Source organism: Nocardia sp. NBC_01009 (genome assembly GCF_045208035.1).
GTDB lineage: Bacteria > Actinomycetota > Actinomycetes > Mycobacteriales > Mycobacteriaceae > Nocardia.
The window spans coordinates 6,824,965-6,850,960 of sequence record NZ_CP108695.1; the positions used below are offsets into that span (position 1 = coordinate 6,824,965).

Sequence of the window (25,996 nt, forward strand, 5' to 3'; positions counted from 1 at the left end):
TACGATCAACGCTCCAACAGCGCAAGACATTCGACATGGTGGGTGGCCGGGAACGCGTCGAAGGCCCGCAGTCGGGTGAGCCGGTAGCCCGCCGACTGGTACAGCCCGAGGTCGCGGGCGAAAGCGGCTGGGTCGCAGCCGATGTGGATGATGCGGGCGGGATCGTGCTCGGTCAGTGCCGAGACAACTTCCTTGCCCGCACCGGTGCGCGGCGGGTCGAGCACCACCACTTCCGGTGCGGCACTGCCCTGTTCGGTCAGCCAGCGCTCGACCCGGTCCGCGCGCAGATCCACCCATGGCAGGTCCAGCAGGGCCGCGTTGCCGTCGGCTACGGCGGTGCGGGCGGATTCCGCGGCGAGCACCGATCCGTCCGGACCGACCTGTTCGGCCAGCCGGGCGGCGAAAACCCCGGCGCCGCTGTACAGATCCCAGGCGAGATCGCCGGAACCGAGTCCGGACCACTCGGCCACAATGTCCGAATAGCATTGCGCGGCACCATGATGCGCCTGCCAGAAGCCGGTCGCCGATAGTTCCCAGCGACGGCCGGCCACGTACTCGACCGTGCGCCCGCTGCCGTCCAGCACCGACTCCTCGCGTGGCGCATGTGTCGCCGCGCGACGCGCCGATGCGCTGCGCCGTTCGCTCGCCTGCGCCTCGCCAGTGCGCAGCGCCCGCCGGTCGGGTCGCCCGCTGTCGCGCCTGCCACGGCGCTCACCGCCACGCTCGTTGCTCCGTGGCCGCTCGCTGCCGCGCCGGTCATCTCCGCGACCACCCGCCGAAACCGGCACCGGCACCTCGAGTTCGACGATATTCCGCACCCCGTCGCCGTCGACCGCGATCACCAGATCCGCGCCGGGCGTCCAGGATTGCTCGGCCACCCCGTCCAACGCGCCGGGAACCGGTTGCGGGCAGCGCAGATCGGCGATCACGTCGGTGCTGCGCAGCCGATGCACTCCGGCCCGGCCCTTCGCGTCCACCACCAATCGAACCCTGGTGCGCCAACCACCGATCTCGTCGGCGGAGCCGGTGATCGGCTCCACCGTGATCTCCCGCTCCACGCCGGCGATCCGACGCAACTGCTCGGCGACGACCATCGCCTTCAATTCCCGCTGCGCCGCCGGTGTGGCAAACGAGAAGTCGCAGCAGCCTGCACCACCCGGTCCCGACACCGGGCAGGTCGCGGGAACCCGATCCGGTGACGCTTCGAGAATATCGATGGCGTCGGCCCGGCAGAACGAACCGCCGCGGTCCTCGGAAACCCGGACCCGTACCAGCTCACCGGGCAGTCCGTGCCGGACGAAAACCACTCGCCCGTCGTGGCGGGCCACACAGAAGCCGCCGTGCCCCGGCGGGCCGAGCCGCACCTCGAAGGTGGTGTTGCGCCAGTCGGTCATCCGGTCCTGTCCTCGTACCCACGTCGCACCGCACCCGGCGCGTTGATCACGCCTGCCTGCCGGGCCCGGGTGGAGGAACTCAGCTGCCACGGCACGCTCGTTACCATCACCCCCGGCTCGAAAAGCAGCCTGCCCTTGAGCCGCAACGCGCTCTGGTTGTGCAGCACCTGTTCCCACCAGTGCCCGACCACGTACTCCGGAATGAACACCGTCACCACATCACGCGGCGAATCCTTACGCACCCGCTTCACGTAATCGAGCACCGGTTTGGTGATTTCGCGGTACGGCGATTCGATCACCTTGAGCGGCACATTGATATCGCTCTGTTCCCATTCCCGGACCAACCCCCTGGTGTCGGCTTCGTCGACGTTCACCGTCACCGCCTCCAGGGTGTCCGGGCGGGTGGCACGGGCATAGGCCAGCGCCCTGCGGGTCGGCAGGTGCAGTCTGGACACCAGCACGATCGAATGCGAGCGGCTGGGCAGCACACCGTCCCACTCGTGTTCGTCGAGCTCGCGCGAGACCGAGTCGTAGTGGCGGCGAATCATTTTCATCACCACGAAGATCGCGACCATGGTGAAGATCGCGATGTAGGCCCCCGCGAAGAACTTCGTGATGAGCACGATGACCAACACCGCGCCGGTCGCGGTGAGCCCGATCGCGTTGATCACCCGTGAGCGCTTCATCCTGGCGCGCTGCGTCGGATCGGTTTCGGTGCGCAGCAAGCGCGTCCAGTGCCGCAGCATGCCCGTCTGGCTGAGCACGAACGACACGAAAACACCCACGATGTAGAGCTGGATCAACTTGGTCACCTCGGCGCCGAACAGCACGACGAAGGCGATGGCGGCACCGGAGAGGAACAGAATGCCGTTGCTGAAGGCGAGCCGGTCACCACGGGTGTGCAGCTGCCGAGGCAGGTATCGGTCTTGCGCCAGAATCGAGCCGAGCACCGGGAATCCGTTGAACGCCGTATTGGCGGCGAGCACAAGGATCAGCGCCGTCACACTGGTGATGAAGAAGAAGCCGAGCGGGAACCCGTGGAACACCGTCTCGGCGAGCTGCGCGATAAGCGTCTTCTGATGGTAGTCGGCAGGCGCACCGGACAGATCGGACACGTCGTGCGCGTACACGATCCCGATCTTCTGGGCCAGGATGATAATGCCCATCAACAGCACGATCGCGATGCTGCCGAGCATCAGCAGAGTGGTTGCGGCATTGCGCGACTTCGGTTTCCGGAAGGCGGGCACCCCGTTGCTGATCGCCTCGACACCGGTGAGCGCGGCACAACCGGAGGAGAACGAGCGCGCGATCAGGAAGGCGAAGGCCAGACCGTAGAGGTGCTCCTCCTCGGCGTTGAGCTGGAAGCCCGCCGATTCCGCCTGTAGGTCGTCACCGAGGACGAAGATTCGGAACAGCCCCCACGCGAGCATCGCGAACATGCCGATGATGAACGCATAGGTCGGAATCGCGAACGCGGTGCCAGACTCACGCACTCCGCGTAGGTTGATCGCGGTCAGCACGGCAATGGCGACCACGGCGAACAGCACCTTGTGGGTATCCACGAACGGGATCGCCGACCCGATATTGGAGGCCGCGGAAGAAATCGACACCGCGACAGTGAGCACATAGTCGACCAGCAGTGCGCTGCCGACGGTGAGCCCGGCATTGGGGCCGAGATTGGTGGTGGCAACCTCGTAGTCACCGCCGCCGGACGGATAGGCGTGCACGTTCTGCCGGTAGCTGGCCACCACCACGGCCATGACGAAGGCGACCGCGAGTCCGACCCACGGGGCGTACACGTAGGCCGAAATTCCGGCCACCGACAGGGTCAGAAAGATTTCCTCTGGCGCGTACGCGACCGACGACATGGCATCGGAGGCGAACACAGGGAGCGCGATTCGCTTCGGCAGCAGGGTGTGGCCCAGCGAATCGCTACGGAAAGGCCTACCCAGCAGCACCCGTTTCGCTGCCGTCGTCAACTTGGACACTGGAGCGAGCATAGATCCCCGAACGGTTGATCGCGCCTGGGGGCGGCCCGCGTCGCAGGTTTGACTTCCGGTCAGAGGGGGAAAGTGGGCCATGGACGCCCTCGGCGGGTACGGTTTTGCCGAAGACAAGCAGACCGAACGGCACGAACGGCTGCATCGCCTTCGCTCGGCTCGACGCCACAGGCGTCGACGGACCTTGTCCGGCTGTTGGATCGTTTCCAGGAACGAGGTTGCACGGTGTACGTAGTGATCATGGGGTGCGGGCGCGTGGGTTCGTCGCTGGCACGCGCCCTGGTCCGGGTAGGTCACGAGGTCACGGTGATCGACCGGGACCCGAGCGCCTTCCTGCGCCTCGGCGAGGACTTCCCGGGTGAACAGATCGTCGGCGTCGGTTTCGACAGGGACGTGCTGATTCGCTCCGGAATAGAGCGTGCGGACGCGTTCGCCGCAGTGTCCTCCGGCGACAACTCCAACATCATCTCGGCGCGCGTTGCTCGCGAAACCTTCGGCGTCGAGCGCGTCGTGGCCCGCATCTACGATGCGAAACGCGCCGCGGTGTACGAACGTCTCGGTATTCCGACGATCGCCACGGTGCCCTGGACGACCGACCGATTCCTCACCGCGCTCATCGGCGACAGCGGCCCCACCACGTGGCGCGACCCCACCGGCACCGTCGCCGTCGCCCAGCTGACGCTGCACGAGGAGTGGTACGGCCGCACGGTGCGCGACCTGGAACGCGCGGTCGGCGCGAGGGTGGCGTTCATCATCCGATTCGGTCAAGGACTGTTGCCCGAAAGCAAGACCATGGTTCAGGCCGACGACATCGTCTACGTCGCCGCCACCTCCGGCAGCGTCGGCGAGGCCGTCGCATTGGCCGGTAAGCCCCCAGCAAGCGAGGACTGAACATGAAAGTGGCGATCGCCGGAGCCGGCGCCGTGGGCCGATCGATAGCCAGGGAACTCCTGCGCGGCGGCCACCGCGTGATGCTGCTCGAACGTCAGCTCGACCACATCGATCCGACCGCCATCCCGGACGCTGTGTGGGTGCATGCCGATGCCTGTGAGCTCGCGCTGCTCGAGGACGCGGGGCTGGAGACCTACGAGGTCGTCATCGCCGCCACCGGCGACGACAAGGCAAATCTGGTGCATGCCCTGCTCGCCAAGACCGAGTTCGGAGTGCGCCGCGTGGTGGCCAGGGTCAACGACCCGCGCAACGAGTGGCTCTTCGACCCCTCCTGGGGCGTCGATGTCGCCGTGTCGACGCCACGGCTGCTCGCCTCGCTGGTCGAGGAGGCGGTGTCGGTCGGCGACCTGGTCCGGCTGATGACGCTGCGGCAGGGTCAGGCCAATCTCGTCGAGATCACCCTGCCCGCCGACACCGCGCTGGCAGGCAAGCCGGTAAGCACACTCACCCTGCCGCGCGACGCCGCCCTGGTGACGATCCTGCGGGGCGGCCGGGTGATCGTGCCGCAGCCCGACGACCCGTTCGAGGGCGACGACGAGCTGCTGTTCGTGACCTCCGTGGAGGCCGAAGAAGATCTGCGGGTGGCGCTGGCCCACCACGGCATCAAGCCATAACACCCCGATACGGCCGGATGCCAATGCGGATCCGGCCGAATCAGGCGGCGGCGAGCTCGGCACGCAGCTTGTTGAGCGCGCGGTGCTGCATCACCCGAACCACACCGGGGCTGGTGCCGATCGCCTCCGCAGTCTGCGCGGCGCTCCAGCCGAGCACAATCCGCATCACCAGCACCTCGCGGTGCGCGGGCGCCAGGATCTTCATCAATTCCCTTGTCACGTCGCGACGTTCGGACGCCAACGCCCATTCCTCCGGGCCTGCCGCGGTCGAGATGGTGTCCGGCACGTCGGCCATCGGGTAGCTCGGGTGCATCTGCGAACGCCGGAACGCATCGGCGACCTTGTTCGCCGCGATCCCGTACACGAAGGCCAGGAACGACTTTCCCTGATCCCGGTAGCGCGGGATGGCGTTGACGGTGGCCATCAGGATTTCCTGCACCACATCGTCGGCGGTGACGTGCAGGTGTGAGGTATTGCCGAGGCGCGCACCGCAATACCGGCGAACCAGCGGATGGACCAGGCGCACGATCTCGGTGACGGCCTGTCGGTCGCCCGCCGCGGCGGGTCCGATGAAAGTGTCGAGCTCCGCGGAAATTCGGCGGCTCTCCGAGAGTGCCGGGTTGTTGTGGCTGCGGGTCTTCGACAGTGCCGCAATGTTGTGCTCGGTAGCCATCTTCCGAGTCCTTTCGCCGATGTTGCGCTTTTTTGTCTCGCAACGATCGTCTGATGAACTCGGCGTTCCAACCAGTAACCCCAGGGTGGGTACTCCCCACCTCCGCGGTGCGTGTTACCGCACCCCGGCGTGAATCCTCCGGACTCCGGGGCGATATCCCCCGGTCTCACGGGACCGCGACAGTCGCGGAACCCCTAGGTCCGTGCGGCCGCGTGAATTTCTCGGGCCGCTCCGCGGCAGGTCCTCAGGCAGCTTCGGCAGTAGTCGCACGGCGGACCGGCATGTGCCCGGCCCGGCGCACCGCCCACACGGTGACGGCCAGTGCGACCGCCGTCAGCGGCCACCCCATCGCAATGCGGGCCGCGGCAAGCCAGCCGGTGTGGTCGGAGTCGTAGAGCTGCGACTGCACCAGGTAGCGGGCCGCGAACACCAGCACCCAGGTAGTGGTCGCGACGTCGTAGAGGCGCACCACACGCCGATCGGTCCGCCAGTCGGAGCCGTGCCCGTTCAACACTCCCCAGATGACGCCCACCAACGGCCAGCGCACCAGCATCGACACCAGGAAGACGCCTGCATAGACGAGGCTGGTGTAGATGCCGAACAGGAAGAAGCCTTTTGCTTCACCCATACGGTAGGCGATGAACGCGCAGATGCCGACACCGAGGAAACCGGAGATGGCAGGTTGAATCGGGCTGCGTCGTATCAGCCGCCAGATGAGAATCGCGGCGGCCACGCCAAGGGCCGCCCAGATCGCCGCGGTGAGACCGGCGAAGGTGTTCACGGGGACGAACACGAGGACCGGCAGCGTCGAATAGATCAGGCCGCTGAAACCGCCCAACTGCTCGAGCAGGGTCTGCTCGACCGTGTCCGCTGTCTCGTCGAGCGGTCGCGCGGGATCTGCCTGCCGGTGCCGACCGGAATCGACCGCGGTGCGCCGTGCGTCCTCCACCACCGCTCCGGGTTCGGCGGGCTCACGCATCCCGGTATCGATCGACTTGTCGGCGGCGTTCTCGTTGCTCGATGGCATACGTCAGCTGTTCCCGCGCAATTCGTAGTAGGGGTTGTAGATCACCTTGCGGCCGTCGCGGTCGCCGACCCGGCCACGGACCAGGATGCGCCGGCCCGGCTCGATCCCGGGAATGCGCCTGCGCCCGATCCACACCAAGGTGATGGCGTCGGTGCCGTCGAAGAATTCTGCCTGAACACTGGCGCCCGCGGACTTCGGACACGCCTCGACACTCCGTAGTCGGCCGAGCATGGTGGCTTCGTCACCGCGCCGACACTCCGATGCCCGACACGCTCCCGAGGCATCTGCTGTCTCGGCGAGTTCTTCGGCGTCCAACCGATCGAGGTCCTCGGTCAGTCTGCGGCCCAAACGGCGAAAATAACCTGAGGCAGCGGATGGCATTGCACGCTCTCCTGCATGGAGCAAGACGGCGTGGGTTGCACGCCATCGTGGTTTTCCGGTAACGACCGGCTATTGGCCGTATACCCGCCACTGTAGATGGGCAACCCTGCCCCCGCTACGCTCGGTCCGATGTTCGAGACCCCCTCTCCCGCGGTTGTCGTCGCGCTGCCGGGCACCGGATCCGACGCCGACTTCGCGCGCCGCGCATTCGAACCTGCCTGCGTAGCCCGTAAAACCCCGTTCCTGGCTGTCGAACCGGACCCGGGCGCCGTGGTCGCATCGTGCCGGGCTGCATTGGACACCGCGGCCCGCTCCGGACCGGTGCTCGTGACGGGAATCTCCCTCGGCGCCGCAATTGCCGTGGAATGGGCGGCCGAGCACCCCGACGCCGTTGTCGGCGTGGTGGCGGCGCTGCCCGCGTGGACCGGATCCGACACCGCCGCATGCCCCGCCGCGCTGAGCGCCGCCGCGACAGCCGCACAGTTGCGGGCAGACGGTCTGGACGCGGTGATCGAGCGGATGCGGGCCAGCAGCCCACGCTGGCTGGCCGATGCGCTCACCCAGTCCTGGCGCGCCCAGTGGCCGCAGCTGCCCGACGCGCTCGAGGAAGCCGCCGACTACAAGTGGCCGGGCGCCGAGCGTCTCGTCACACTCGACGTCCCGGTCGCCGTAGTCACCGCGGTCGACGACCCGGTGCACCCGTTCACGGTCGCCGAGGAATGGGCCACGCTGATCCCTCGCTCCGAGCTGATCCGGATCACCCTCTCCGAGCTGGGCGAAGATCCTGCGATCCTCGGGAAAACCGGGCTGGCCGCATTCGGCTGAGAGACGCTGACAGCGTCGGCCTACCACGAGGGAGCGAGTCTTACGAGCGACCGTTCGCGGCCGGCGCGTGGCCGAGTGGCCGAAGCGCATGCGACGAAGTCGCGAGTCTCGGCCGCTCGGACGCGAGCCTTCGGGGCCGCGAACACGCAGCGCCGCAGGCGCTGCAAAACAAACACAGCCGCGAACACGCAGCGCCGCAGGCGCTGCAAATCCAACACAGATCAGTTCAAGCCGAGCTGCTGCATCGCGGACCCGTCGGCGCCACGACGGGGTTCCTGCGGCATCCGCGGCGGGAGCACTGTGGCTGGCGTGGCCTGGGCCGCGGCTTGGGCGGCCGCGGCTTGCTGCTGCGCCTCCACCTGCTGCTGATGTGCGGCCGCGAGTTGCTCGGCCAGCTCCTGCGGCAGGACCACGGCGAGGGGTTCACGCACCGGCATCGGGTCGTCGCCGCGGCGAATCACGGTCTCGCTGAGGATGGCTCGCGCGGCCGTGACCAGCGGTCCGCCCGCGTCGGCGGCGCCTGCCGGGCCCGCGGCGACGAGACGGACCATCCAGCGGCTCCCGTCGACTCCGATGAACCGGAGGTCGGCGCCCTCGGTGATGGCGAGCAGCTCGCGGCCCCACGGTCCGGTCTCGACTGCAACCCTGGCGCCGTCCTTGCGTAACGATTCGGCGAGATCGGCTGCCACCGTGCGCCATTGGCCTGCCGACTTCGGCGCAGCGTAGGCCGCGACGGTGATTCGGCCGTGTTCGGTGGCCAGGTGCACCGCCTGCGGGGTGCCGTCGGGAGTCATCTCGACCTGCAGCTGGCCGCCCGGCGGCACCGGCAGGATCACCGATCCGAGGTCGAGGCGCTGGTCGGCCACATCCTCGAGCAGCTCGGCGACGTCGTTGTAGTCGTAGGGGCCGGACTTCGGCGCGTCGGTGTCGTCGTCGTAATCGGCGTCGTCGTAATCGGCGTCGTCATAGTCAGCGTCGTCGTAGTCGGCCGCGGCGTACGCGGCCGGGACGTAATCGGCTGGGACGATGGGGTTTTCGTCGGTGATGGGCTCATCAACTGGAATGATGGGATTTTCGTCGGTGATGGGCTCATCGTCGTAGCCCGGCTGCGCGTACTCGGCGTCGAAGTATTCGGGCGCCTCGTCGTACAGCTCATCGGCATACCGGTCGTCGGACTTCTTCTTCCTTCCGAACATTGCTGTCATGCCTCCTTACCGGCCGAGCCCGCCCCATCGGCCTGCGCGGTCAGACTCGCGTGACCGCCGCTCGAGCCGTATCCGCCCGCGCCGCGCGCGGTGTCGTCGAGAGTGTCGACCTCGACGAAATCGACAAGCTCCACTCGTTGCACGAGCAGCTGCGCGATCCGGTCGCCGCGCCGCAGCTCGATCGGGGTGCGCAGGTCGTGATTGACCAGGCACACCTTGATTTCACCGCGATACCCCGCGTCGACCGTGCCGGGGGTATTGACCACCGACAGCCCGGTTTTGGCCGCAAGGCCCGACCGGGGATGGATGAGGCCGACGGTGCCGACCGGTAGCGCAACGGCGACGCCGGTGCCGACCAGCACCCGCTCGCCCGGCTCCAGGATGACGTCTTCCGTGGTGCACAGATCCACGCCCGCGTCACCGTGATGGGCGCGCGCGGGCATGGGGATGCCGGGATCAAGCCGCAGCAAGGGTATGGGTGAAAGTGCGTTCACGTTGATCGAGCCTACGCGTAAGCCGCTGACCACCGTGACTTAGTGTTGAGTCGTGTCGGACCAGCCCAATCCCGCGACGACGGACCACGAAAACAACAGCCAGCACCCCTACCGCGAACGCCTGTGGGTGCCGCTGTGGTGGTGGCCGGTGGCCTTCGCCATCACCGGGCTGCTTGCCGCCGAAATTCATATGGGCGCGCCCGGAGTCCGGGCGTGGCTGCCGTATGTGGCGCTGTTCCCGGTGCCGGTGTGGGTGCTGTTGTGGCTGAGCCGCCATCGGGTGGAGGTCGCGCCGGATTCGACCGGCACGCCGGAGCTGCGCGTCGATCGCGCACATCTGCCCGCGACCTTCGTGGCACGCGCGGCAGCTGTTGCGCCGACAGCGAAAAGCGCGGCGCTGGGTCGCCAGCTCGACCCGGCCGCCTATGTACAACATCGGCCGTGGATCGGGCCGATGGTTGTGCTCGTGCTCGACGACCCGGACGATCCGACGCCGTACTGGCTGGTCAGTACGCGACGGCCCGAACGGGTCCTTGCCGCGCTTGGCATACCTGGCACAGAGCCTGGCGTGCCGAGCGCGGGCTGACCTCGATCTCGCTGCGAGATCAGGCGGCGCAGTCCATGCAAATCAACTGACCGCCGCTTTCACTGGCCAGCCTGCTCCGGTGATGAACCAGGAAACAGCTGGAACAGGTGAACTCATCGGCCTGCTTCGGGATCACTCGAACCGTGAGCACTTCCTCGGACAGGTCCGCGCCGGGAAGCTCGAACGACTCCGCGGTATCGGATTCGTCGATATCCACGACGGCGGACTGTGCCTCGTTGCGACGAGCCTTCAGCTCCTCCAGCGAATCTTCCGACACTTCGTCGGTTTCGGTGCGCCTCGGTGCGTCATAGTCGGTTGCCATGTCGTCTTCCCCTCGTCCTTACTCCGTATATCCCGGACCGGCCGCATCAGTCACGATTCCTCTCGGAATCGTGCTGACCCGCACCGCCCCGCCGGTGGTGCACATCACACGTGCACCGGTCACCTATCAGGTCGGACCCATTCGATCGATCACTGATAGCGTCTGGTGAACGCAGGACATGCCCTGCTTGTTCCCGCGACCGACCACCATTTTCGCCGCCAGTGATTCGATCTGGGCCGCCAGACAATAGCGGACCACGCGGCAAAAGTCGCAATCAAAACACAGACGAGTCGAAACCGACGACGAATCGACACCGTTCGTCGAACTCGCCGAGACCTTGCGCACCGTCACCGAGACAATTTCGTACAGTGTGCTCGTGGTTTCACTGATCACCGAAGGCAGCGCAACGGATCAACGGGGTCAACCCTTCCTCCGGCGGCGTAATCAGCCATGGCTCATCCTGGTCGGCGTGTTGGTGCTGATCTGCACAGTTGTGTGGGTCAGGGCTCTGACGACCGAGGACGACAGCGGCACGGCCATGTCGTGCAACTCTCCGAGCCCGGCAACCGACGCGAAAGCGCCGCCACCTGCGCCGTTAGGGCAGCGGGTCGGATCGTCGCGGCTGCAGGACGTCGATCCGGCGCCGCTGGCCTCGTCGAAGGTCCGGGTACTCAATGCCAACAACAAGAGCGGGCAGGCCTCGCACATCGCCACGGCGCTCGGCGATCTCGGCTTCGCGAGCGCGCCTGGGCAGCAATTCGGTAACGATCAGATATACGTCAACGGCGACCTGGAATGCACCGGCCAGATCCGCTACGGCGTGAACGGCCGCTCGGCCGCCGCCTCCGTGCAGCTGGTCGCGCCGTGTGCCGAGCTGATCGAGGATCAGCGTGGCGACGACACCGTGGATCTGGTGCTCGGATCGGTGTTCGGTGAGTCACTGCGGCCGAGTGCCGATGCCGAGGAGGTGCTGCGTTCGCTGAAGAACCCGGCGCCGGGTGGGTCGCCGTCGATCGACGGCACGCTGCTGGCGGCCGCACGACAGAGCCGCTGCTGAACCTCGCGTCCCGGGCTCGGTGCTGAACCGTTCAGCACCGAGCCTGCCGCACCGGGTTCGCTAGGCGCCCGGAATCGGGTCGGTGGCGCCGACCCGATCGAGCAGCTCGATCAACTCATCGGCGATTCCCGGTGCCACGGCAGCCACCAGATCGCCTGCCGCGCCGGGGTTGATAGCCGGTGGCAGAACGAGCCGCGCGCCCGCCTCCGCGGCGATCAGGGCCCCGGCCGCCCAGTCCCACGCATTGAGCCCGTGCTCGTAGTAGGCATCGACGCGGCCGGACGCAACCAGGCACAAATCGAGGGCCGCCGCACCGAACCGCCGGATGTCCCGAATGTTCGGCAGCACCTCGGCGACCAAGGCGGCCTGCCTGGCACGCCGGTGGGTGCCATAGGCGAATCCGGTGGCCACCAATGCCAGCGACATCGACTCGACCGGTGTGCAGCGCAAGTGTTCGACGGTGCCGTCGGCATCCTCCCGCGCCGCGCCGAGACCGAGTCCGGCGCTGTAGGTCGATGCCCGCGCAACATCGACAACCGCGCCCGCGACGGGGCGTCCGCCGCGAACCGCGGCGACCGACACGGCATAGCCCGGAATGCCGTACAGAAAGTTGACGGTGCCGTCGATCGGGTCGACCACCCAGTAGATCGTGTCCTCGGCGCCGCCTGCCAGGCTGCCGCCGCCTTCCTCGCCGAGGATCGGGTCACCGGGACGCAGGTCGGCGAGCAGCTCGCGGATCAGTTCCTCGGTCTCGGTGTCCACGACGGTCACCGGGTCGGTGGGATGTCCTTTCGTCTGCACGTCACCTGCGACGCGCGCACCGTCCGGACCGAAGACTTCGGGACGGCGCGCCCGGACATGTGCGGCAGCGGTCTGCGCGAGATAGACGGCGATCCGGCGCAGCTCGGCCTCGTCGCCCGAGGGCGTCGAAGGGGCTTCAACAGTGACTGGCGACGTGGTTTTCAGCACGGCCTCCATCGCATCACAGATCCTCGCCGAACGCGCAGCAGCGCACGCCATTACTCTTGTCGTGCACGACACAGCGCCGTCGTCGGGCACAAGCTCATTCGCGTGCCTTGCGGCCGTGGCGGGACTGTGCGGCGGCGTCATCATCACACCGGCCAGCACAGGGAACGAGGGAATCGTCATGTCCGCTCGGGGGCACGCATTCGGTATCGATATCGGTGGCAGCGGCGTCAAGGGCGCCGCGGTGGATCTGGCCACCGGCGCGCTCGTCCATGAGCGGATCAAGATCGCGACACCGCATCCGTCGACACCGCAGGCGGTCGCCGACACGGTGGCCAAGGTCGTCGCCCAGGCGGACTGGGACGGTCCGGTCGGCGTCACGCTGCCGTGTGTGGTGCTCGAGGGCGTCGCACGCACCGCGGCCAATGTCGACAAGGCCTGGATCGGCACCGACGCGCGGGCGCTGTTTTCCAACGCCCTCGGCGGCCGGGAGGTCACCGTGCTCAACGACGCGGACGCGGCCGGCCTGGCCGAAGACCGTTATGGCGCGGCAAAGGATTTCGCCGGCCTGGTGCTGCTGCTGACCTTCGGCACCGGCATCGGCTCGGCGCTGATCTTCCACGGCACGCTGGTGCCCAACAGCGAATTGGGCCATCTCGAATTCGGCGGCATGGAGGCCGAGCATCGGGCCGCCGCCTCGATCAAGGACCGTGACGGCCTGTCCTACGAACAGTGGGCGGCGGAGGTGAGTACGGTGCTGAGCGGTCTGGAGAATCTTTTCTGGCCGAAGGTGATCGTCGCAGGTGGCGGCATCAGCCGCGATGCGGACCAGTGGATTACTTTGCTGACCAACCGAACTCCGGTGATTCCCGCGGATCTGCGCAATACCGCGGGCATCGTCGGCGCGGCGATGGCCATCGACGCGGGCATCGCGCCGTGATGCGGCGCGGCGTTTTGTGCGCCGGGCCGAGGTTCCGAGGAACCGCCAATGCGACAGGTGGCCATGGGTACCCTGGTTCGATCGTTACAATGGAAAGTACTCCGGCCGCGAGCCGGAAACCCCCAGCCCGGCACTCCGCCGGTGAAACCCGACAGACCGCTCCGCCGGAACACCACTCTGGCGTGACGCCGCACGAGACCGTCACGAAAGGGCGTACGTGGTAGCCACGACCCGTCAGACCGCCGACTCGGCCGAGGCCGACTCCGCAGATGTAACCGAAGCACGGCCGGTCCGCAAGGCTGCTGCGAAGAAGGCCCCGGCGAAGAAGGCCGCAGCCAAGAAGGCTCCGGCCAAGAAAGCCGCTGCCAAGGCGCCCGCAAAGAAGGCCGCGAGCAAGAAGGCCGATGGCGAGCCCGGCGAGGAAAACCTCGACGAGGAGTCGCTCGATCTCGAGGACCTCGGCGATCTGGAGGTGTCCGAGGACGACCTCGTCGAGGAGGAGGTCGTCGACGACCCTGCCGAGGCCGCCGACGACGAAGCCGAGGCCGAGCCGACGGCAGCCGACAAGGCTTCCGGCGACTTCGTCTGGGACGAGGAGGAATCCGAGGCACTGCGGCAGGCCCGCAAGGATGCCGAGCTCACCGCCTCGGCCGATTCGGTGCGCGCCTACCTCAAGCAGATCGGCAAGGTCGCGCTGCTCAACGCCGAGGAGGAGGTCGAACTCGCCAAGCGGATCGAGGCCGGCCTCTACGCGGCGGAGAAGGTGCGCGAGTTCGCCGAGCAGGGTGAGAAGCTGCCGGTCGCCATGCGCCGCGACTACACCTGGATCGTGCGCGACGGCAACCGCGCCAAGAACCACCTGCTGGAAGCCAACCTGCGCCTGGTTGTCTCGCTGGCCAAGCGCTACACCGGTCGCGGCATGGCATTCCTGGATCTGATCCAGGAGGGCAACCTCGGCCTGATCCGCGCGGTGGAGAAGTTCGACTACACCAAGGGCTACAAGTTCTCCACGTACGCCACCTGGTGGATCCGGCAGGCCATCACCCGCGCCATGGCCGACCAGGCCCGCACCATCCGTATCCCGGTGCACATGGTCGAGGTCATCAACAAGCTCGGTCGCATCCAGCGCGAGCTGCTCCAGGATCTGGGCCGTGAGCCCACTCCGGAGGAGCTGGCCAAGGAAATGGACATCACGCCGGAGAAGGTGCTGGAGATCCAGCAGTACGCGCGTGAGCCCATCTCGCTGGACCAGACCATCGGTGACGAGGGTGACAGCCAGCTCGGTGACTTCATCGAGGACTCCGAAGCCGTTGTCGCGGTCGACGCGGTGAGCTTCACGCTGCTGCAGGATCAGCTGCAGTCGGTGCTGGAGACGCTGTCGGAGCGCGAGGCGGGCGTGGTCCGGTTGCGCTTCGGTCTGACCGACGGCCAGCCGCGCACACTCGACGAGATCGGTCAGGTCTACGGAGTTACCCGTGAGCGCATCCGGCAGATCGAGTCGAAGACCATGAGCAAGCTGCGCCACCCCAGCCGCTCTCAGGTGCTGCGGGACTACCTCGACTAGATCGAAACGGTTCCGACAGGCCCGTATCCGCTCAGCGGATGCGGGCCTGTTTCGTTATCCGACCGCTAACCAATTTCGGTTTCAACCAAACCATGAAGTGACCGAAACCACTTCTGCGGATTGAATTTTCGAGACTCGAGCCGCGCAGTCCTGCCGTATCGTCTGACCCGCTGTCGTTTCAATAGCCGGATGTTCTTACTCCGGTATAGGGGGCGTTACGTGCTAGATATTCATCATTTCAGTTACGGGTTGCTCACCCCACTTCTGGCCTACACCATGTCCGTCACCGGATGCCTGCTCGGATTGCAGTGCGCCGCAAGGGCACGCACCGGAGACAGCCGCGGCGGCTGGATCGTCGCCGCCGCGATCTCCATCGGCGGCACCGGCATCTGGGTCATGCATTTCATTGCGATGCTTGGCTTTTCGATCCGCGGCACCGAGATTCGCTACGACGTCCCGCTCACCCTGTTGAGCGCGGTCACCGCGATGGCGGTGGTCGGCATCGGGCTGGTCATCGTGATCAGGCCGCAGCCGACAGTGCTCGGTCTGCTGGCAGGCGGGAGCTTCACCGGCATCGGGGTCGGCGCGATGCACTACACCGGGATGTACGCGATGAAGTCGGACGCGGACATCGCCTACGACTCGACGCTGGTTGCGCTGTCGATGGTGATCGCCGTCGTCGCCGCGACCGTCGCGCTCTGGTTCACGTTGCGCGTCACGGGTCTTCTCGCCACCGTCGCCGCGGCGCTGATCATGGGCGTCGCGGTGTGCGGCATGCACTACACCGGGATGGCGTCGATGCACGCACACCGCAACGACCATGCGATGCCACCGTCGGGCACCGGCGCGATGGAGCTGATCGCCCCGGTGATCGTGGTGATAAGCGTGGTCAGCATGCTGCTGCTCATCAGCGTCAGCCTCACCGACATCGATCGCAGTATCGACCTGCCGCCACTGAAACTGAGCAATGTGCGCACGGAAAGTGCTGCCGCACGGAGGGTTTCGATCGCGCAGCCCGAGCCGCTGGAGCCCGCGACGGCCTACTGGCCGACCATCGAGATCACTGACCGGCCCCGATCGAGATGATCTCCCCCGCGCCGACCGCATCGGTGCGCGAGGTGTCCTTCAGGTCGACGCCCGACCTGCCGAGCAGCCGAGCGCCGGAAACCAAGCCCGCCACCACCTTTGCCGCCTGCGCATAACCCAGCCCGTCCGGCGGGTGGATGTTGGAAATGCAGTTGCGGTCGGCATCGGTCCGGCCCGGCCTCGGCAGGTGGGTCAGGTAGATGCCGAGACTGTCAGCCACCGACAGTCCCGGCCGCTCGCCGATCAGCACGACGACCGTTGCCACACCCATGAATTCGGCTATGTGGTCGCCGAGGGCGACCCGCGCCTGCGTGGCGATCACCGGGGCGGCGATCGAATACCGCGGCGCGAGTTCCTCGATGAGGGCGGCGACCATGGCAGGGCCGTGATCGGTCAGTGCACGCGGCGAAAGCCCGTCTGCCAGTACGAATCCGATCTCCGCACCGCTGTGCGGCACATGCGACATAGCCTCGCCTGCCGATGAAGTGGCGGGCACTCGCCCCAGATCGGGCCTGCGCAGGTACTCGGCGCGGTCGCAGGCCCGGCTGCGCACATGCGCAACGTCCCCCAATCCCAGCCCCGTGATCTGCTCGGCCAATTCGGTCACACCCAGCGGCATGTGCACCGCATCGCGGGCCGCCGCATGCGCGGCACGAAACTCCAGCACTCGTCCCGTCGGGAGGGCGTCACCGGTGCGGCCGAGTCCGATCCTGGCCTGGGTGGTGCGCCGCAGTTCTTGCCAGAACCGTTGCTCCGCAGCGTAATCCGATCCGATCACCGGCGACGCCACGCTGCCTGCTTCCTGTCGATCGGCACCCGGCACGGCGTCTGCGGGCCGCCCTTCGACGACCGCGCTCTGCCGGTGGCCCGCCGCTGCGGTGCGGGCATCGAACTCGGACAGCACAACGAAGTCCGCGGCCGAGCTGTCGCCGCTCATCGTGCCACCGCCAATGCGCGCAGCGGCGAGGCGAGCGGCTCGACGGGCAGCACGCGACCGGTGGCATCGATCATGCCGAGGCCGTCCAGCCACGCCTCGAACTCCGGCGCGGGCCGCAGCCCGAGCACACGCCGGGCATACAGCGCGTCGTGGAAGCTCAGGCTCTGATAGCCGAGCATCACGTCGTCGGCGCCGGGCACAGCGATGACGAAGGCGCAGCCCGCCGCACCCAGCAAGGTGAGCAGCGTGTCCATGTCGTCCTGGTCGGCTTCGGCGTGGTTGGTGTAGCAGACGTCGACGCCCATGGGCAGGCCGAGGAGCTTGCCGCAGAAATGGTCCTCCAGGCCCGCCCTGATGATCTGCTTGCCGTCGTAGAGGTATTCCGGGCCGATGAAGCCGACAACCGTGTTGACCAGGAGCGGGTCCAGGTCGCGTGCCACCGCATAGGCCCTGGTCTCCAAGGTCTGCTGATCGACGGGCTTGCCACCGGCGCCCAGGTGCGCACCCGCCGACAGCGCCGATCCCTGACCGGTTTCCAGGTACATCACGTTATCGCCGACCGTGCCGCGGCCGAGCGAGCGGCCGGCCTCGTTCGCTTCGCGCAGCAACGAGATGTTCACCCCGAAGCCCGCATTCGCGCCCTCGGTGCCCGCGATCGACTGGAACACCAGATCCACCGGCGCACCGGCCTCGATCAGCCCCAGCGTGGTTGTCACATGCGACAGCACACAGGATTGGGTCGGAATATCGAAGCGCGTGCGCACCTCGTCGAGCAGATGCAGTAGATCGGCGGTCGCCTGCGGCGAATCGGTGGCGGGATTGATGCCGATCACCGCATCACCACAGCCGAGCAGCAGCCCGTCGAGCACGGCGGCGGCGATGCCGCGGGGATCATCGGTGGGATGGTTCGGCTGCAACCGCGTGCCCAACCGCCCCGGCAGGCCGATGGTGGTGCGGAAACCCGTAGTCACCTCGACGGCGCGCGCTACCGCGATCAGATCCTGGTTGCGCATGATCTTGCTCACCGCCGCGACCATTTCCGGCGTCAGGCCCGCCGCAACGGCCGCCAGGGTCACCGCCGCGCCGACGCCCGCCGAGACCTCGAGCAGCCAGTCCCGCAGCCCACCGACGGTGAGATGCGAAATCGGCTGGAATGCGGTGCGGCCATGGGTGTCGATAATGAGCCGGGTGACCTCGTCGGACTCGTACGGCACAACGGGATCGTTCAGGAACTCCTGCAGCGGCACCTCGGCGAGCGCCCACTGGGCGGCGGCCCGCTCGGCATCGGACCCGGCCGCACAGCCCGCGAGTTCATCGCCACTGCGCAACGGGGTGGCCTTCGCGAGCAGTTCGACCAGTCCGTCGAAGACATAGGTGGTGACGCCGAGTTGCTGGGTGTAGCGCGTCATTCCAGTTCCGCTTCCGCGCGGGCCAGCATGGCGAACTCCTCGTCCGGCGAGTTCGCCACCAGCCGGTGGCGGCTGTAGAGAGCGAAATAGAGCAGGAAAGCGACGAACGCGGCGAGCGTCCACGATGCGGCCACCGGATCGACGAGGAAGGTGGCAATCACGGCGGCGCAGGCGATCACGAGCGCGAACGCGGTGGTGACGATGCCGCCCGGGGTGCGGTATGGCCGTGGCATGTTCGGCTCGCGGACCCGCAATACGATGTGGCTGACCATCATCAGCACGTAACTCACCGCCGCGCCGAAGACGGCCATGTTCAGCAGCATCGCACCCTCGCCGGTCAACGACAGCGCGAAACCGATGGCGCCGGGCACGATCAGCGCAAGCACCGGGGCCTTGCGGTTGTTGGTGACCGACAGGCCGGTCGGCAGGTAGCCCGCCCGCGAGAGCGCAAAGGTCTGGCGCGAGTAGGCGTACACGATGGAGAAGAAGCTGGCCACCAGGCCCGCGAGCCCGATGTAGTTCACCAGCTTGGCGGTCGATCCGTCGCCGAGCGCCTCGACAAGCGGGTTACCGGAGGTCGAAATCGCTTGGGCGCCAAGGGCTCCGGTGGCAAGGACAAGCACGGCCGCGCCGGTGACGATCAGCACCAGCATGCTGATGATGATGCCCTTCGGCACGTTCTTTTCCGGCTCGCGCGCCTCCTCGGCGGCCAGCGGCACACCCTCGACAGCCAGAAAGAACCAGATCGCAAACGGAATGGCGGCCCAGATGCCGAACACGCCGAACGGCAGGAACGACGAGCTGCCCGCGGCATTCGGGTCGGCCGGAATATCGGTCAGGTTGCCCGCGTCGAAAAGTCCCCATGCCGACACTGCGAACACCGCGAGACCGACCAGCGCGATGGCGGTGATGACGAACATCGCCTTGAGCGCCTCCCCTGCACCCGTCAGATGCACGCCGATGAAGAGCGCATACACGGCCAGATACACCCACCAGCCGTCGGTGATACCGAACAGATTCAGCGATTCGATGTATGCGCCGATGAAGGTGGCAATGGCGGCGGGCGCGATCGCATATTCCAGCAGGACCGCGGTGCCGGTGGCGAAGCCGCCCCACGGACCGAGCGCGCGCCGGGCGAAGGTGTAGCCCCCGCCCGCGGTCGGCAAGGCCGCCGACAGCTCGGCCATGCCGAGCACCACTGCCAGATACATGCCCGCGATCACGACAGTGGCGATGAGCAAGCCGCCGAAGCCGCCCTGTGCGATCCCGAAATTCCAGCCGGAGTAGTCGCCGGAGATCACATAGCTCACCCCGAGCCCCGCGAGCAGCACCCACCCCGCCGTGCCGGAGCGCAACGTCCGCTTGGCCAGATAGTCGTCGCCGGTCGGGCTGCCGACCTTCCCCTCATCGATCGTCATGTTTGCTGCACACTCCTCATCCACCGGCCCACGCGGTCGGTGGCCCAATTCTGGGATGGACATGTTGCGCGGAGGTGACCGGACGTTACGAGCGAACCGCCAGGTCAGGTGACCCCGGGCACACCGAGGGCGGGTCGGGCGACACGACCGGGTGGCGCACGGCAGACTGCATAGCGTGGTTGCTCCCACTTCGCGCCGGCCTCGGGCACCCTGGACACACACCCTCGATCTCGACACGGAGGTGCGCGCCGCGTGGGCCTGGGTAAGCCGCCCTGGCCTGCTGCGTCGGATTCCCCCCGCGGTGCGTTATCACCTCTCCGCCGCACCCGCGAGCACCGCGTATGCGTTCACCCTCTTCGTGACCTGGTGGACCCTGCGCGGCGTTGGCGGCTCGGTCGAGCGCAGGCTGATCTTCTCCGCCTCGACCAACCTCTACAACATGCAGCACAACCCGATTCAGGTGTTGGTCGCCTCCGCATTCTGGACCGAGGGCGAGTTCCCGTGGGTGACTATTGCCGAGTTCCTGCTGCTGATGGCCGCCGCGGAACGCTGGCTCGGCACCGGACGCTGGATCCTGCTGTTCGCGACCGGGCACATCGGGGCGACCTTGCTGACCGTGACCGCGATCGACCGTCTCATCACCCGCGGCATCATTCCGACAAGGGTCGCAGTCGCCGCGGATGTCGGCACCAGCTACGGATTCACCGCAGTGCTGGCCGCGATGGCGTTCCTCTTCCGCGGCAAGGTCCGGGTGGCGTGGATCGGCCTCATCCTCGTCTCGCTGGCCGCCGCCCTGGTCGTCGGCCCGACATTCACCGACTACGGCCACCTCTGCGCGGCATTGATCGGACTGCTTGTCGGCACGGTCGCGAGCACGTTCTGGCGACGTGTGGAACGAGTGCGCAACCGGTCGGACGAGGTTGATCAGGAGGTGTGATCAGGCCGTGGCCGGTGGCGCGACGCGACGCTGCACCAGGCCGATAACGGGTTCTACCACGCGCGCCGCGATCGGGCCGAGCACCGCCATCAGCAGCACATACGCCGAGGCGAGCGCGGCGAGGTCGCCGTCGACCCCGCCCATGGTGACCGCCAGTCCCGCGATGACGATGGAGAATTCGCCGCGTGCGACCAGTGCCGCGCCCGTCCGTGCGCGGCCCATCCTTCGGATGCCCTGCCTGCTGGCGGCCCACCACCCGGTGGCGATCTTGGTCAGCATCGTGATGACGGCGAGCGCGATGGCCCAGCCGAGGACAGGTGGGATGGCCTGCGGATCGGTGCTGAGCCCGAAGGCCACGAAGAAGATGGCCGCGAAGAGGTCCCGGATCGGTTCCAGCAATTTCGTCGCCTCGTGCGCGGTCGAACCGGAGATCGCGATACCGAGCAGGAACGCGCCGACCGCCGCAGAGACGTTCAATGCGGAGGCCGCCCCTGCCACCAGCAGTGCGGCGCCCAGCAGCTTCAGCAGGAACACCTCGCGGTCGGAGCTGTCGACGACCGCCGACACGATGCGGCCGTAACGCAGCGCGACAACGAGCACCACTGTCACTGTCACCAGCGCGATGGCCAGTGCCTTCAACCCGCTGAAGAAGCTGAGACCCGCCAGAATCGTGGTGAGCAACGGCAGATACATCGCCATCGCGAGATCTTCGAACACCAGAATCGACAGGATCACCGGAGTTTCCCGGTTGCCGAGCCGTCCGAGATCGTTGAGCACCTTGGCGACGATCCCCGAGGACGAGATGTAGGTGACCCCCGCCATGGTGATCGCGCCGTTCACGCCCCAGCCGAGCACTACTGCCACCACCGCGCCGGGAGTCGCGTTCAAGACGATGTCGAGCAGACCCGCGGCCCAGGAGCGCCGCAAACCGGTCACCAGCTCCGGCGCGGTGTACTCGAGACCGAGGAGCAGCAACAGCAGAACAACGCCGATTTCGCTGGCGAGACGGCCGAATTCGTTGGCCGCACCGAGTTCTATCAAGCCACCTTGGCCGAACGCCAGCCCGCCTAAGAGGTACAGCGGGATCGGCGACATGCCGAAGCGGCCTGCGACTCTGCCCAGCATGCCAAGGACGAAAAGGACAGCCCCGAGCTCGAGTAGTGCGAGCGCGGTTTCCGTCACGGGCTCACCCGTGCGTAAGAATTTTGGCGGCCGCGTCCAGACCGTCGGGCGTCCCGACGACCACGAGCAGGTCATCGACGGCGAAGGTGAAATCGGGACCGGGTGAGGGGTGCAACTGGCCCGCACGCATCACCGCAACGATCGATGTCTTGGTCCGCGTGCGCATTCCGGTCTCGCCGAGGGTGCGGCCCTCGTACGGCGAATCCTCGCCGATGGGCAGCTGTCTGGTGGTGATGCCCGGCAGATCCCGATGATCCTCGCGCAGCTTCGCGACCAACTGGGGTGCGCCGAGCAAGTTCGCCAGGACGGCGGCCTCGTCGGCGGTCAGCGGAATCTGGGCGGCGCAAGCATCGGGATCGTCCAGTTTGGACACGATGAGATCGATGCCGCCGTCACGGTGGTCGACCACGCCGATTCGGCGACCCGAGCGCGCCGAGAAATCCTTGCGGACCCCGATCCCGGGAAGAGCGGTGACATCGACATTCACACTGTCCACCCTAGCGCTCGAGTACGACACACATTCAGGTGAGGCTAACTGCCGACGAGTCCACCGATCGCACCGCGCGCGAGCACGATTCCAGCGATGGCCAGCGCCCAGCCGGTCGCGCTGTCGGCGTGCCTGCTCAGGAAGTTGTCGATCCGGACGAGCAGCGGCTCGATCCTGCTGTGCCACATCGTCCGTGCGGCGATCAGCACCAGCGCCGGCCCGGCCATCACCACGCAGTAACCGGCCAGCAATATCACCGAAGAGACGATCGACAGGTGACTGGTCGCCAACAGACCGATGGCGGCCAGGTAGGGCACCATCGAGAACACCTCCAGCGTCCCCGCGCTGAGCGCGAGCACCGCGAGCCCGGCCACGGAAGACTGCGATGCCAGTACCCGGGTGCGCCACGCGGCGGTCCGATCCAGCTCTCCACGCGCTCGGCGCTTGGTGGAGTCGAATCGCCACGAGACCGCGAACAGCGCGACGCCGAGCGCCAGTTGCGGCACCAGCAGCCACGGGCTGCGCGCGGCGTCGCGGAAACGCTCCAGACCCGAATCCACGACGAACAGGCCGAGCACACCGACGAGGAAATAGAAGGCCGTGATCGCAGCCAGATAGACCAGCATTCGGCGGGCAGGTGGGCGCTGCGGCGCAAGCAGCAACCACACGGGGACGATCAGCGTACCGATGCTGGTGCTGTCCACCAGGGCAAGTCCGATCAGGGCGAGTATCAGTGTCACCGACCGAGACTCCCTCGTGTTGGGCGGCGTCGGCGTCGGCCGTCGGACCGACGACCGCTCATCACTTCGGTGGACCTGCGCGCGGCTCGGTGTGCTGTGATGGGGACGTGAGGAGGCAGTGGTCGGCGTTGTCGGCGATGGCGCAGGACGCGCTGATCGCCGCCTTTGTGTTCGCCTTCGGCGCGACGCTGTATGTCGCGGGGCTGTATCCGATGACCTCCGACAGTATCGATCCGTCGCTAGCGGTGCGTTTCGGCGTGCTCGCGCTGATGTGCGCGGTGTCGCCGGTGCGCCGCAGGACCCCGATGTGGGCACTGGCCCTCGGACTCGTGCCGCTCGGCATCGACCTGTGGCTCGGTGCGACGGTGCCGATCTGGATCATGTATTCGGATCTGATCTATGCCGCAGTCCTGTACGCACCGCCCGCTCGGTCCCGGTTCGTGGTGGCGGCGGGCGCGGTGCTGTCGGCGGTGGCGGCGGTGCTCGCCCTGGTGCTCACCGGCGACTGGCGCGTGATGGCGTTGGCGATCACCGCGGCGGTCGCCTTCATCGGCACCTCGATCTGGTGGGCGCTGTCGGTGCGGCACCACAGGGAGATCGCGGGTGCCGAACGCACACGCGCGCAAGCACTTTCCCTGGTCGCCGAGCTGGACCGGCGGGCGGCGATCGCCGACGAGCGCAAGACGATGGCGCGCGACCTACACGATGTGATCGCGGGCCACCTCTCGGCGATCGCCATCCAATCCGAAGCGGCGCTCGGTGTGTTGTCCCGCCAGGAATCGGCCGACCCGTCGGTGACCGGCATCGTCGGCTCGATCCGGTCCAACAGTGTCAGCGCATTGCAGGAGATGCGGACCATGATCGGGCTGCTGCGCCGCGACGACGGCGCCGAGGACGATCCGGCCGCGCCGCGGCGGCTCGCGCAGCTGCCGATCCTGGTCGACGCGGCCCACGCGGCCGGGATCACCGTGCGGGTGGCCACGGACATCGACGGCGTCGAACTGCCGAGCGCGGTCGACCAGGCCGCCTACCGGATCGTCCAGGAAGCACTCACCAACGCGATGAAACACGCACCGGGACAAGCGGTCGACATCGACGTGTCCGTCGAGGCGACGACAGTGGCTGTGCTGGTGCGCAATCAGGTCAGATCGACGACGCGGCAGCAGTCCGAGGACCCGGAGGCAGGGCGCGGCCTGGTGAACATGCGTGAGCGCGCCGCCGCACTCGGCGGCAGCTTCACCGCAGGACCGGCTACCGGGGGTTGGGAAGTGCTTGCCCGACTACCGATTTCGACCACCAAGGAGACATCGTGACGATTCGGGTGCTGATCGCCGACGACCACGGCGCAATCCGGGCCGGCCTGCGGATGATCCTCGACGCCACCGCGGACATCGAGGTGGTCGGCGAGGCCGCAGACGGGGATATTGCTGTGGCACAGGCGAAAGCGCTGCGCCCGGATGTGGTGCTGATGGATGTGCGAATGCCCGGAGTCGACGGCATCACCGCCACCGGCCGGATCACCGCCGACGCACTGGCCAAGGTCCTCATCCTGACCACCTTCGATCTCGACGAGTACGTCTTCCGAACGTTGCGAGCCGGCGCCTCGGGGTTCGTGCTCAAATCCGCGTCGGGACAATCGCTGGTGGACTCCGTGCGCGCGGTGGCCGCGGGCGATGGCGTGCTCGCGCCGGAGGTGACCGCGGCGGTAATCAACGCCTTCGCCACGACCACCATCGAGGACACCGAGCCCGCGCCCCAGGGTTTCGCCGATCTCACCGAACGCGAACGCGAGGTGCTCGACTGTCTCGGCGATGGGCTGACCAACGCGCAGATCGCCGCCCGACTGTTCATCGGCGAGACGACCGTGAAGACGCATGTCTCGCGGGTGCTCACCAAACTCGGTGTGCGGTCCAGGGTTCAGGCTGCGATTCTGGCCACGGAAGCCAAGGATCGGTAGTCAGCGATCCAGTGGGGCGAAGGTGCCGTCGGGGCCGGGCAGGTACTCGACGACGGCAGTGACCGCTCCTGCGGGCAGCGGACCGTAGAGATGCGGAAACAGCATGGACTCCGGGTCGCTCGGCACACCCGGCTCCCACTTCACCGGCGCGCCGACACGCGCCGGGTCGATGCGTAGCAGCACCAGATCCCGGCGACCCGCGAACAGCCGATTGGCAGGCAGGTGTGCCTGCTGCGGCGCGGACAGGTGGATGAACCCGACCTCGTCGAGCGAAGCCGGCCGGTGCTCGCCGGTCTGGCGCGTGGTCAGCCACTCCGACAGAGTGCAAATGTGAACGAGAGTGTGAGTGTCGTGGATCACGGGTAATCTCCCGGTAGACAACTGGATAGGCCTGTTCGTGATCGTGATCGCGTGGGGTTCGGTACGTGACCAGTGATGTTCGCCTTTAGCGAAATCCCAGGTCGTGTTACAGAAAACACACAGAATCACTTCCGGGAACAAAGCCCCCGTCCCGAACGTCTGACAGAGTAGTCATACCCCTGCTGGGAAGTAGCGGTAGCGAGCCCGCGGAGTGACCACGGGCCCCACACCAGGTGAACGGACTGTAGTGCCGGGAGCCAGGACGGAGGAGTCATGCCAGGAACCCTGACAAGCACCCCACTGACCGCGGTCGATCGTTGCGACCGCTGCGGGGCGGCTGCACGAGTGCGTGCCGTACTGCCCGCAGGTGGCGAGTTGCTCTTCTGCCAGCACCACGCGAACGAACACATGGATCGACTGCGTGAGCTCGAAGCCGTGATCGATACGGAATCGGCCCCCGCCCTATAACCCGTCCAGTTTCGCG

At 67.2% G+C, this 25,996-nt stretch carries 29 protein-coding genes; 12 read left to right on the top strand and 17 right to left on the bottom strand.

The features are described 5' to 3' along the window. Positions 1-5: 5 nt before the first annotated feature. Together OHA42_RS30660 and OHA42_RS30665 are read right to left on the bottom strand one after the other, a co-directional pair. Positions 6-1,394 carry a class I SAM-dependent RNA methyltransferase gene (locus tag OHA42_RS30660; RefSeq protein WP_406231236.1) on the bottom strand — a complete coding sequence of 463 codons (1,389 nt, stop codon included), beginning with the start codon at positions 1,392-1,394 and terminating at the stop codon, positions 6-8. Continuing rightward, a complete protein-coding gene (locus OHA42_RS30665; RefSeq protein ID WP_406231237.1) occupies positions 1,391-3,382 on the bottom strand; it encodes an APC family permease in 1,992 nt (663 codons plus the stop codon). Before OHA42_RS30665 ends, OHA42_RS30660 begins: the two co-directional genes overlap by 4 nt. 237 nt (positions 3,383-3,619) lie before the next feature. On the opposite strand from OHA42_RS30665, the gene OHA42_RS30670 reads away from it, so the two are divergent. After that, positions 3,620-4,285, top strand: coding sequence for a potassium channel family protein (locus OHA42_RS30670; protein ID WP_406231238.1), 666 nt, complete (start codon positions 3,620-3,622; stop codon positions 4,283-4,285). 2 nt (positions 4,286-4,287) lie between these two features. Next, complete coding sequence (locus tag OHA42_RS30675; RefSeq protein WP_406231239.1) at positions 4,288-4,959, top strand: potassium channel family protein; 672 nt, start codon at positions 4,288-4,290, stop codon at positions 4,957-4,959. A gap of 40 nt (positions 4,960-4,999) precedes the next feature. Here the strand turns inward: OHA42_RS30675 and OHA42_RS30680 are convergent, their stop codons facing one another. From OHA42_RS30680 to OHA42_RS30690, 3 genes are all read right to left on the bottom strand, one after another. Next, positions 5,000-5,632 (bottom strand): sigma-70 family RNA polymerase sigma factor, encoded by a 633-nt coding sequence (locus tag OHA42_RS30680; RefSeq protein ID WP_406231240.1) that lies wholly within the window; start codon positions 5,630-5,632, stop codon positions 5,000-5,002. Positions 5,633-5,876: 244 nt separating this feature from the next. Then, complete coding sequence (locus OHA42_RS30685) at positions 5,877-6,659, bottom strand: DUF3159 domain-containing protein (RefSeq protein ID WP_406231241.1); 783 nt, start codon at positions 6,657-6,659, stop codon at positions 5,877-5,879. A gap of 3 nt (positions 6,660-6,662) precedes the next feature. Further along, positions 6,663-7,040: an OB-fold nucleic acid binding domain-containing protein gene (locus OHA42_RS30690; RefSeq protein WP_379065571.1), complete on the bottom strand. Its 378-nt coding sequence runs from the start codon at positions 7,038-7,040 to the stop codon at positions 6,663-6,665. A 129-nt stretch (positions 7,041-7,169) separates the two neighbouring features. On the opposite strand from OHA42_RS30690, the gene OHA42_RS30695 reads away from it, so the two are divergent. Next, complete coding sequence (locus tag OHA42_RS30695) at positions 7,170-7,865, top strand: alpha/beta fold hydrolase (RefSeq protein WP_406231242.1); 696 nt, start codon at positions 7,170-7,172, stop codon at positions 7,863-7,865. Positions 7,866-8,086: 221 nt separating this feature from the next. Here the strand turns inward: OHA42_RS30695 and OHA42_RS30700 are convergent, their stop codons facing one another. Continuing rightward, positions 8,087-9,061 carry a DUF3710 domain-containing protein gene (locus OHA42_RS30700; protein ID WP_406239689.1) on the bottom strand — a complete coding sequence of 325 codons (975 nt, stop codon included), beginning with the start codon at positions 9,059-9,061 and terminating at the stop codon, positions 8,087-8,089. Positions 9,062-9,066: 5 nt separating this feature from the next. Then, the gene (gene dut / locus OHA42_RS30705; protein ID WP_406239691.1) at positions 9,067-9,513 is read right to left on the bottom strand and encodes a dUTP diphosphatase; all 447 of its coding nucleotides are present in this window, start codon (positions 9,511-9,513) and stop codon (positions 9,067-9,069) included. Positions 9,514-9,616: 103 nt separating this feature from the next. On the opposite strand from dut, the gene OHA42_RS30710 reads away from it, so the two are divergent. Further along, the gene (locus OHA42_RS30710) at positions 9,617-10,150 is read left to right on the top strand and encodes a DUF3093 domain-containing protein (RefSeq protein WP_406231243.1); all 534 of its coding nucleotides are present in this window, start codon (positions 9,617-9,619) and stop codon (positions 10,148-10,150) included. Positions 10,151-10,169: 19 nt separating this feature from the next. On the opposite strand, the gene OHA42_RS30715 is transcribed toward OHA42_RS30710, so the two are convergent. Together OHA42_RS30715 and OHA42_RS30720 are read right to left on the bottom strand one after the other, a co-directional pair. Then, positions 10,170-10,472: a DUF4193 domain-containing protein gene (locus OHA42_RS30715; protein ID WP_062988999.1), complete on the bottom strand. Its 303-nt coding sequence runs from the start codon at positions 10,470-10,472 to the stop codon at positions 10,170-10,172. A 126-nt stretch (positions 10,473-10,598) separates the two neighbouring features. Next, the gene (locus OHA42_RS30720) at positions 10,599-10,865 is read right to left on the bottom strand and encodes a hypothetical protein (protein ID WP_406231244.1); all 267 of its coding nucleotides are present in this window, start codon (positions 10,863-10,865) and stop codon (positions 10,599-10,601) included. Between OHA42_RS30720 and cei the strand changes: the two genes are divergently transcribed. Then, positions 10,849-11,529, top strand: coding sequence for an envelope integrity protein Cei (gene cei, locus OHA42_RS30725; RefSeq protein WP_406231245.1), 681 nt, complete (start codon positions 10,849-10,851; stop codon positions 11,527-11,529). The genes OHA42_RS30720 and cei overlap by 17 nt on opposite strands. Before the next feature lie 60 nt (positions 11,530-11,589). Here the strand turns inward: cei and OHA42_RS30730 are convergent, their stop codons facing one another. Continuing rightward, positions 11,590-12,507 (bottom strand): inositol monophosphatase family protein, encoded by a 918-nt coding sequence (locus OHA42_RS30730; protein WP_406231246.1) that lies wholly within the window; start codon positions 12,505-12,507, stop codon positions 11,590-11,592. 169 nt (positions 12,508-12,676) lie between these two features. Here OHA42_RS30730 and ppgK point away from each other — a divergent pair, with 169 nt between their 5' ends. The 3 genes from ppgK (at position 12,677) to OHA42_RS30745 (ending at position 16,085) form a co-directional block, all read left to right on the top strand. After that, a complete protein-coding gene (gene ppgK, locus OHA42_RS30735; protein ID WP_406239693.1) occupies positions 12,677-13,435 on the top strand; it encodes a polyphosphate--glucose phosphotransferase in 759 nt (252 codons plus the stop codon). Between the two features lie 217 nt (positions 13,436-13,652). After that, on the top strand, positions 13,653-14,999 hold the full coding sequence (locus OHA42_RS30740) for an RNA polymerase sigma factor (protein ID WP_406231247.1): 1,347 nt from the start codon (positions 13,653-13,655) through the stop codon (positions 14,997-14,999). A 219-nt stretch (positions 15,000-15,218) separates the two neighbouring features. Next, the gene (locus OHA42_RS30745) at positions 15,219-16,085 is read left to right on the top strand and encodes an MHYT domain-containing protein (protein ID WP_406231248.1); all 867 of its coding nucleotides are present in this window, start codon (positions 15,219-15,221) and stop codon (positions 16,083-16,085) included. Here OHA42_RS30745 and eutC read toward each other — a convergent pair. The 3 genes from eutC to eat form a co-directional block, all read right to left on the bottom strand. Next, complete coding sequence (gene eutC / locus OHA42_RS30750; protein ID WP_406239695.1) at positions 16,060-16,860, bottom strand: ethanolamine ammonia-lyase subunit EutC; 801 nt, start codon at positions 16,858-16,860, stop codon at positions 16,060-16,062. The genes OHA42_RS30745 and eutC overlap by 26 nt on opposite strands. Positions 16,861-17,018: 158 nt before the next feature. Beyond that, entirely contained in the window at positions 17,019-18,431 is a 1,413-nt protein-coding gene (locus tag OHA42_RS30755; RefSeq protein ID WP_406231249.1) for an ethanolamine ammonia-lyase subunit EutB, read from the bottom strand. Next, the gene (gene eat, locus OHA42_RS30760) at positions 18,428-19,849 is read right to left on the bottom strand and encodes an ethanolamine permease (protein WP_406231250.1); all 1,422 of its coding nucleotides are present in this window, start codon (positions 19,847-19,849) and stop codon (positions 18,428-18,430) included. Before eat ends, OHA42_RS30755 begins: the two co-directional genes overlap by 4 nt. A 175-nt stretch (positions 19,850-20,024) precedes the next feature. On the opposite strand from eat, the gene OHA42_RS30765 reads away from it, so the two are divergent. After that, complete coding sequence (locus OHA42_RS30765) at positions 20,025-20,786, top strand: rhomboid-like protein (protein WP_406231251.1); 762 nt, start codon at positions 20,025-20,027, stop codon at positions 20,784-20,786. On the opposite strand, the gene OHA42_RS30770 is transcribed toward OHA42_RS30765, so the two are convergent. From OHA42_RS30770 to OHA42_RS30780, 3 genes are read right to left on the bottom strand one after another with little or no spacing between them, the layout of a single operon-like run. Next, the gene (locus OHA42_RS30770; protein ID WP_406231252.1) at positions 20,787-21,968 is read right to left on the bottom strand and encodes a cation:proton antiporter; all 1,182 of its coding nucleotides are present in this window, start codon (positions 21,966-21,968) and stop codon (positions 20,787-20,789) included. A 4-nt stretch (positions 21,969-21,972) separates the two neighbouring features. Beyond that, positions 21,973-22,455: a cation:proton antiporter regulatory subunit gene (locus OHA42_RS30775; protein ID WP_328403509.1), complete on the bottom strand. Its 483-nt coding sequence runs from the start codon at positions 22,453-22,455 to the stop codon at positions 21,973-21,975. Between the two features lie 44 nt (positions 22,456-22,499). Then, on the bottom strand, positions 22,500-23,195 hold the full coding sequence (locus OHA42_RS30780) for a GAP family protein (protein ID WP_406231253.1): 696 nt from the start codon (positions 23,193-23,195) through the stop codon (positions 22,500-22,502). 107 nt (positions 23,196-23,302) lie between these two features. Here OHA42_RS30780 and OHA42_RS30785 point away from each other — a divergent pair, with 107 nt between their 5' ends. Then, on the top strand, positions 23,303-24,508 hold the full coding sequence (locus OHA42_RS30785) for a sensor histidine kinase (RefSeq protein WP_406231254.1): 1,206 nt from the start codon (positions 23,303-23,305) through the stop codon (positions 24,506-24,508). Further along, entirely contained in the window at positions 24,505-25,152 is a 648-nt protein-coding gene (locus tag OHA42_RS30790) for a response regulator (RefSeq protein WP_406231255.1), read from the top strand. The genes OHA42_RS30785 and OHA42_RS30790 overlap by 4 nt, the downstream gene beginning before the upstream one ends. Here OHA42_RS30790 and OHA42_RS30795 read toward each other — a convergent pair whose 3' ends face one another. Continuing rightward, entirely contained in the window at positions 25,153-25,512 is a 360-nt protein-coding gene (locus OHA42_RS30795) for a DUF952 domain-containing protein (RefSeq protein ID WP_379065536.1), read from the bottom strand. 273 nt (positions 25,513-25,785) lie between these two features. Here OHA42_RS30795 and OHA42_RS30800 point away from each other — a divergent pair, with 273 nt between their 5' ends. Continuing rightward, complete coding sequence (locus tag OHA42_RS30800; protein WP_029903635.1) at positions 25,786-25,980, top strand: hypothetical protein; 195 nt, start codon at positions 25,786-25,788, stop codon at positions 25,978-25,980. Positions 25,981-25,996: the final 16 nt, after the last annotated feature.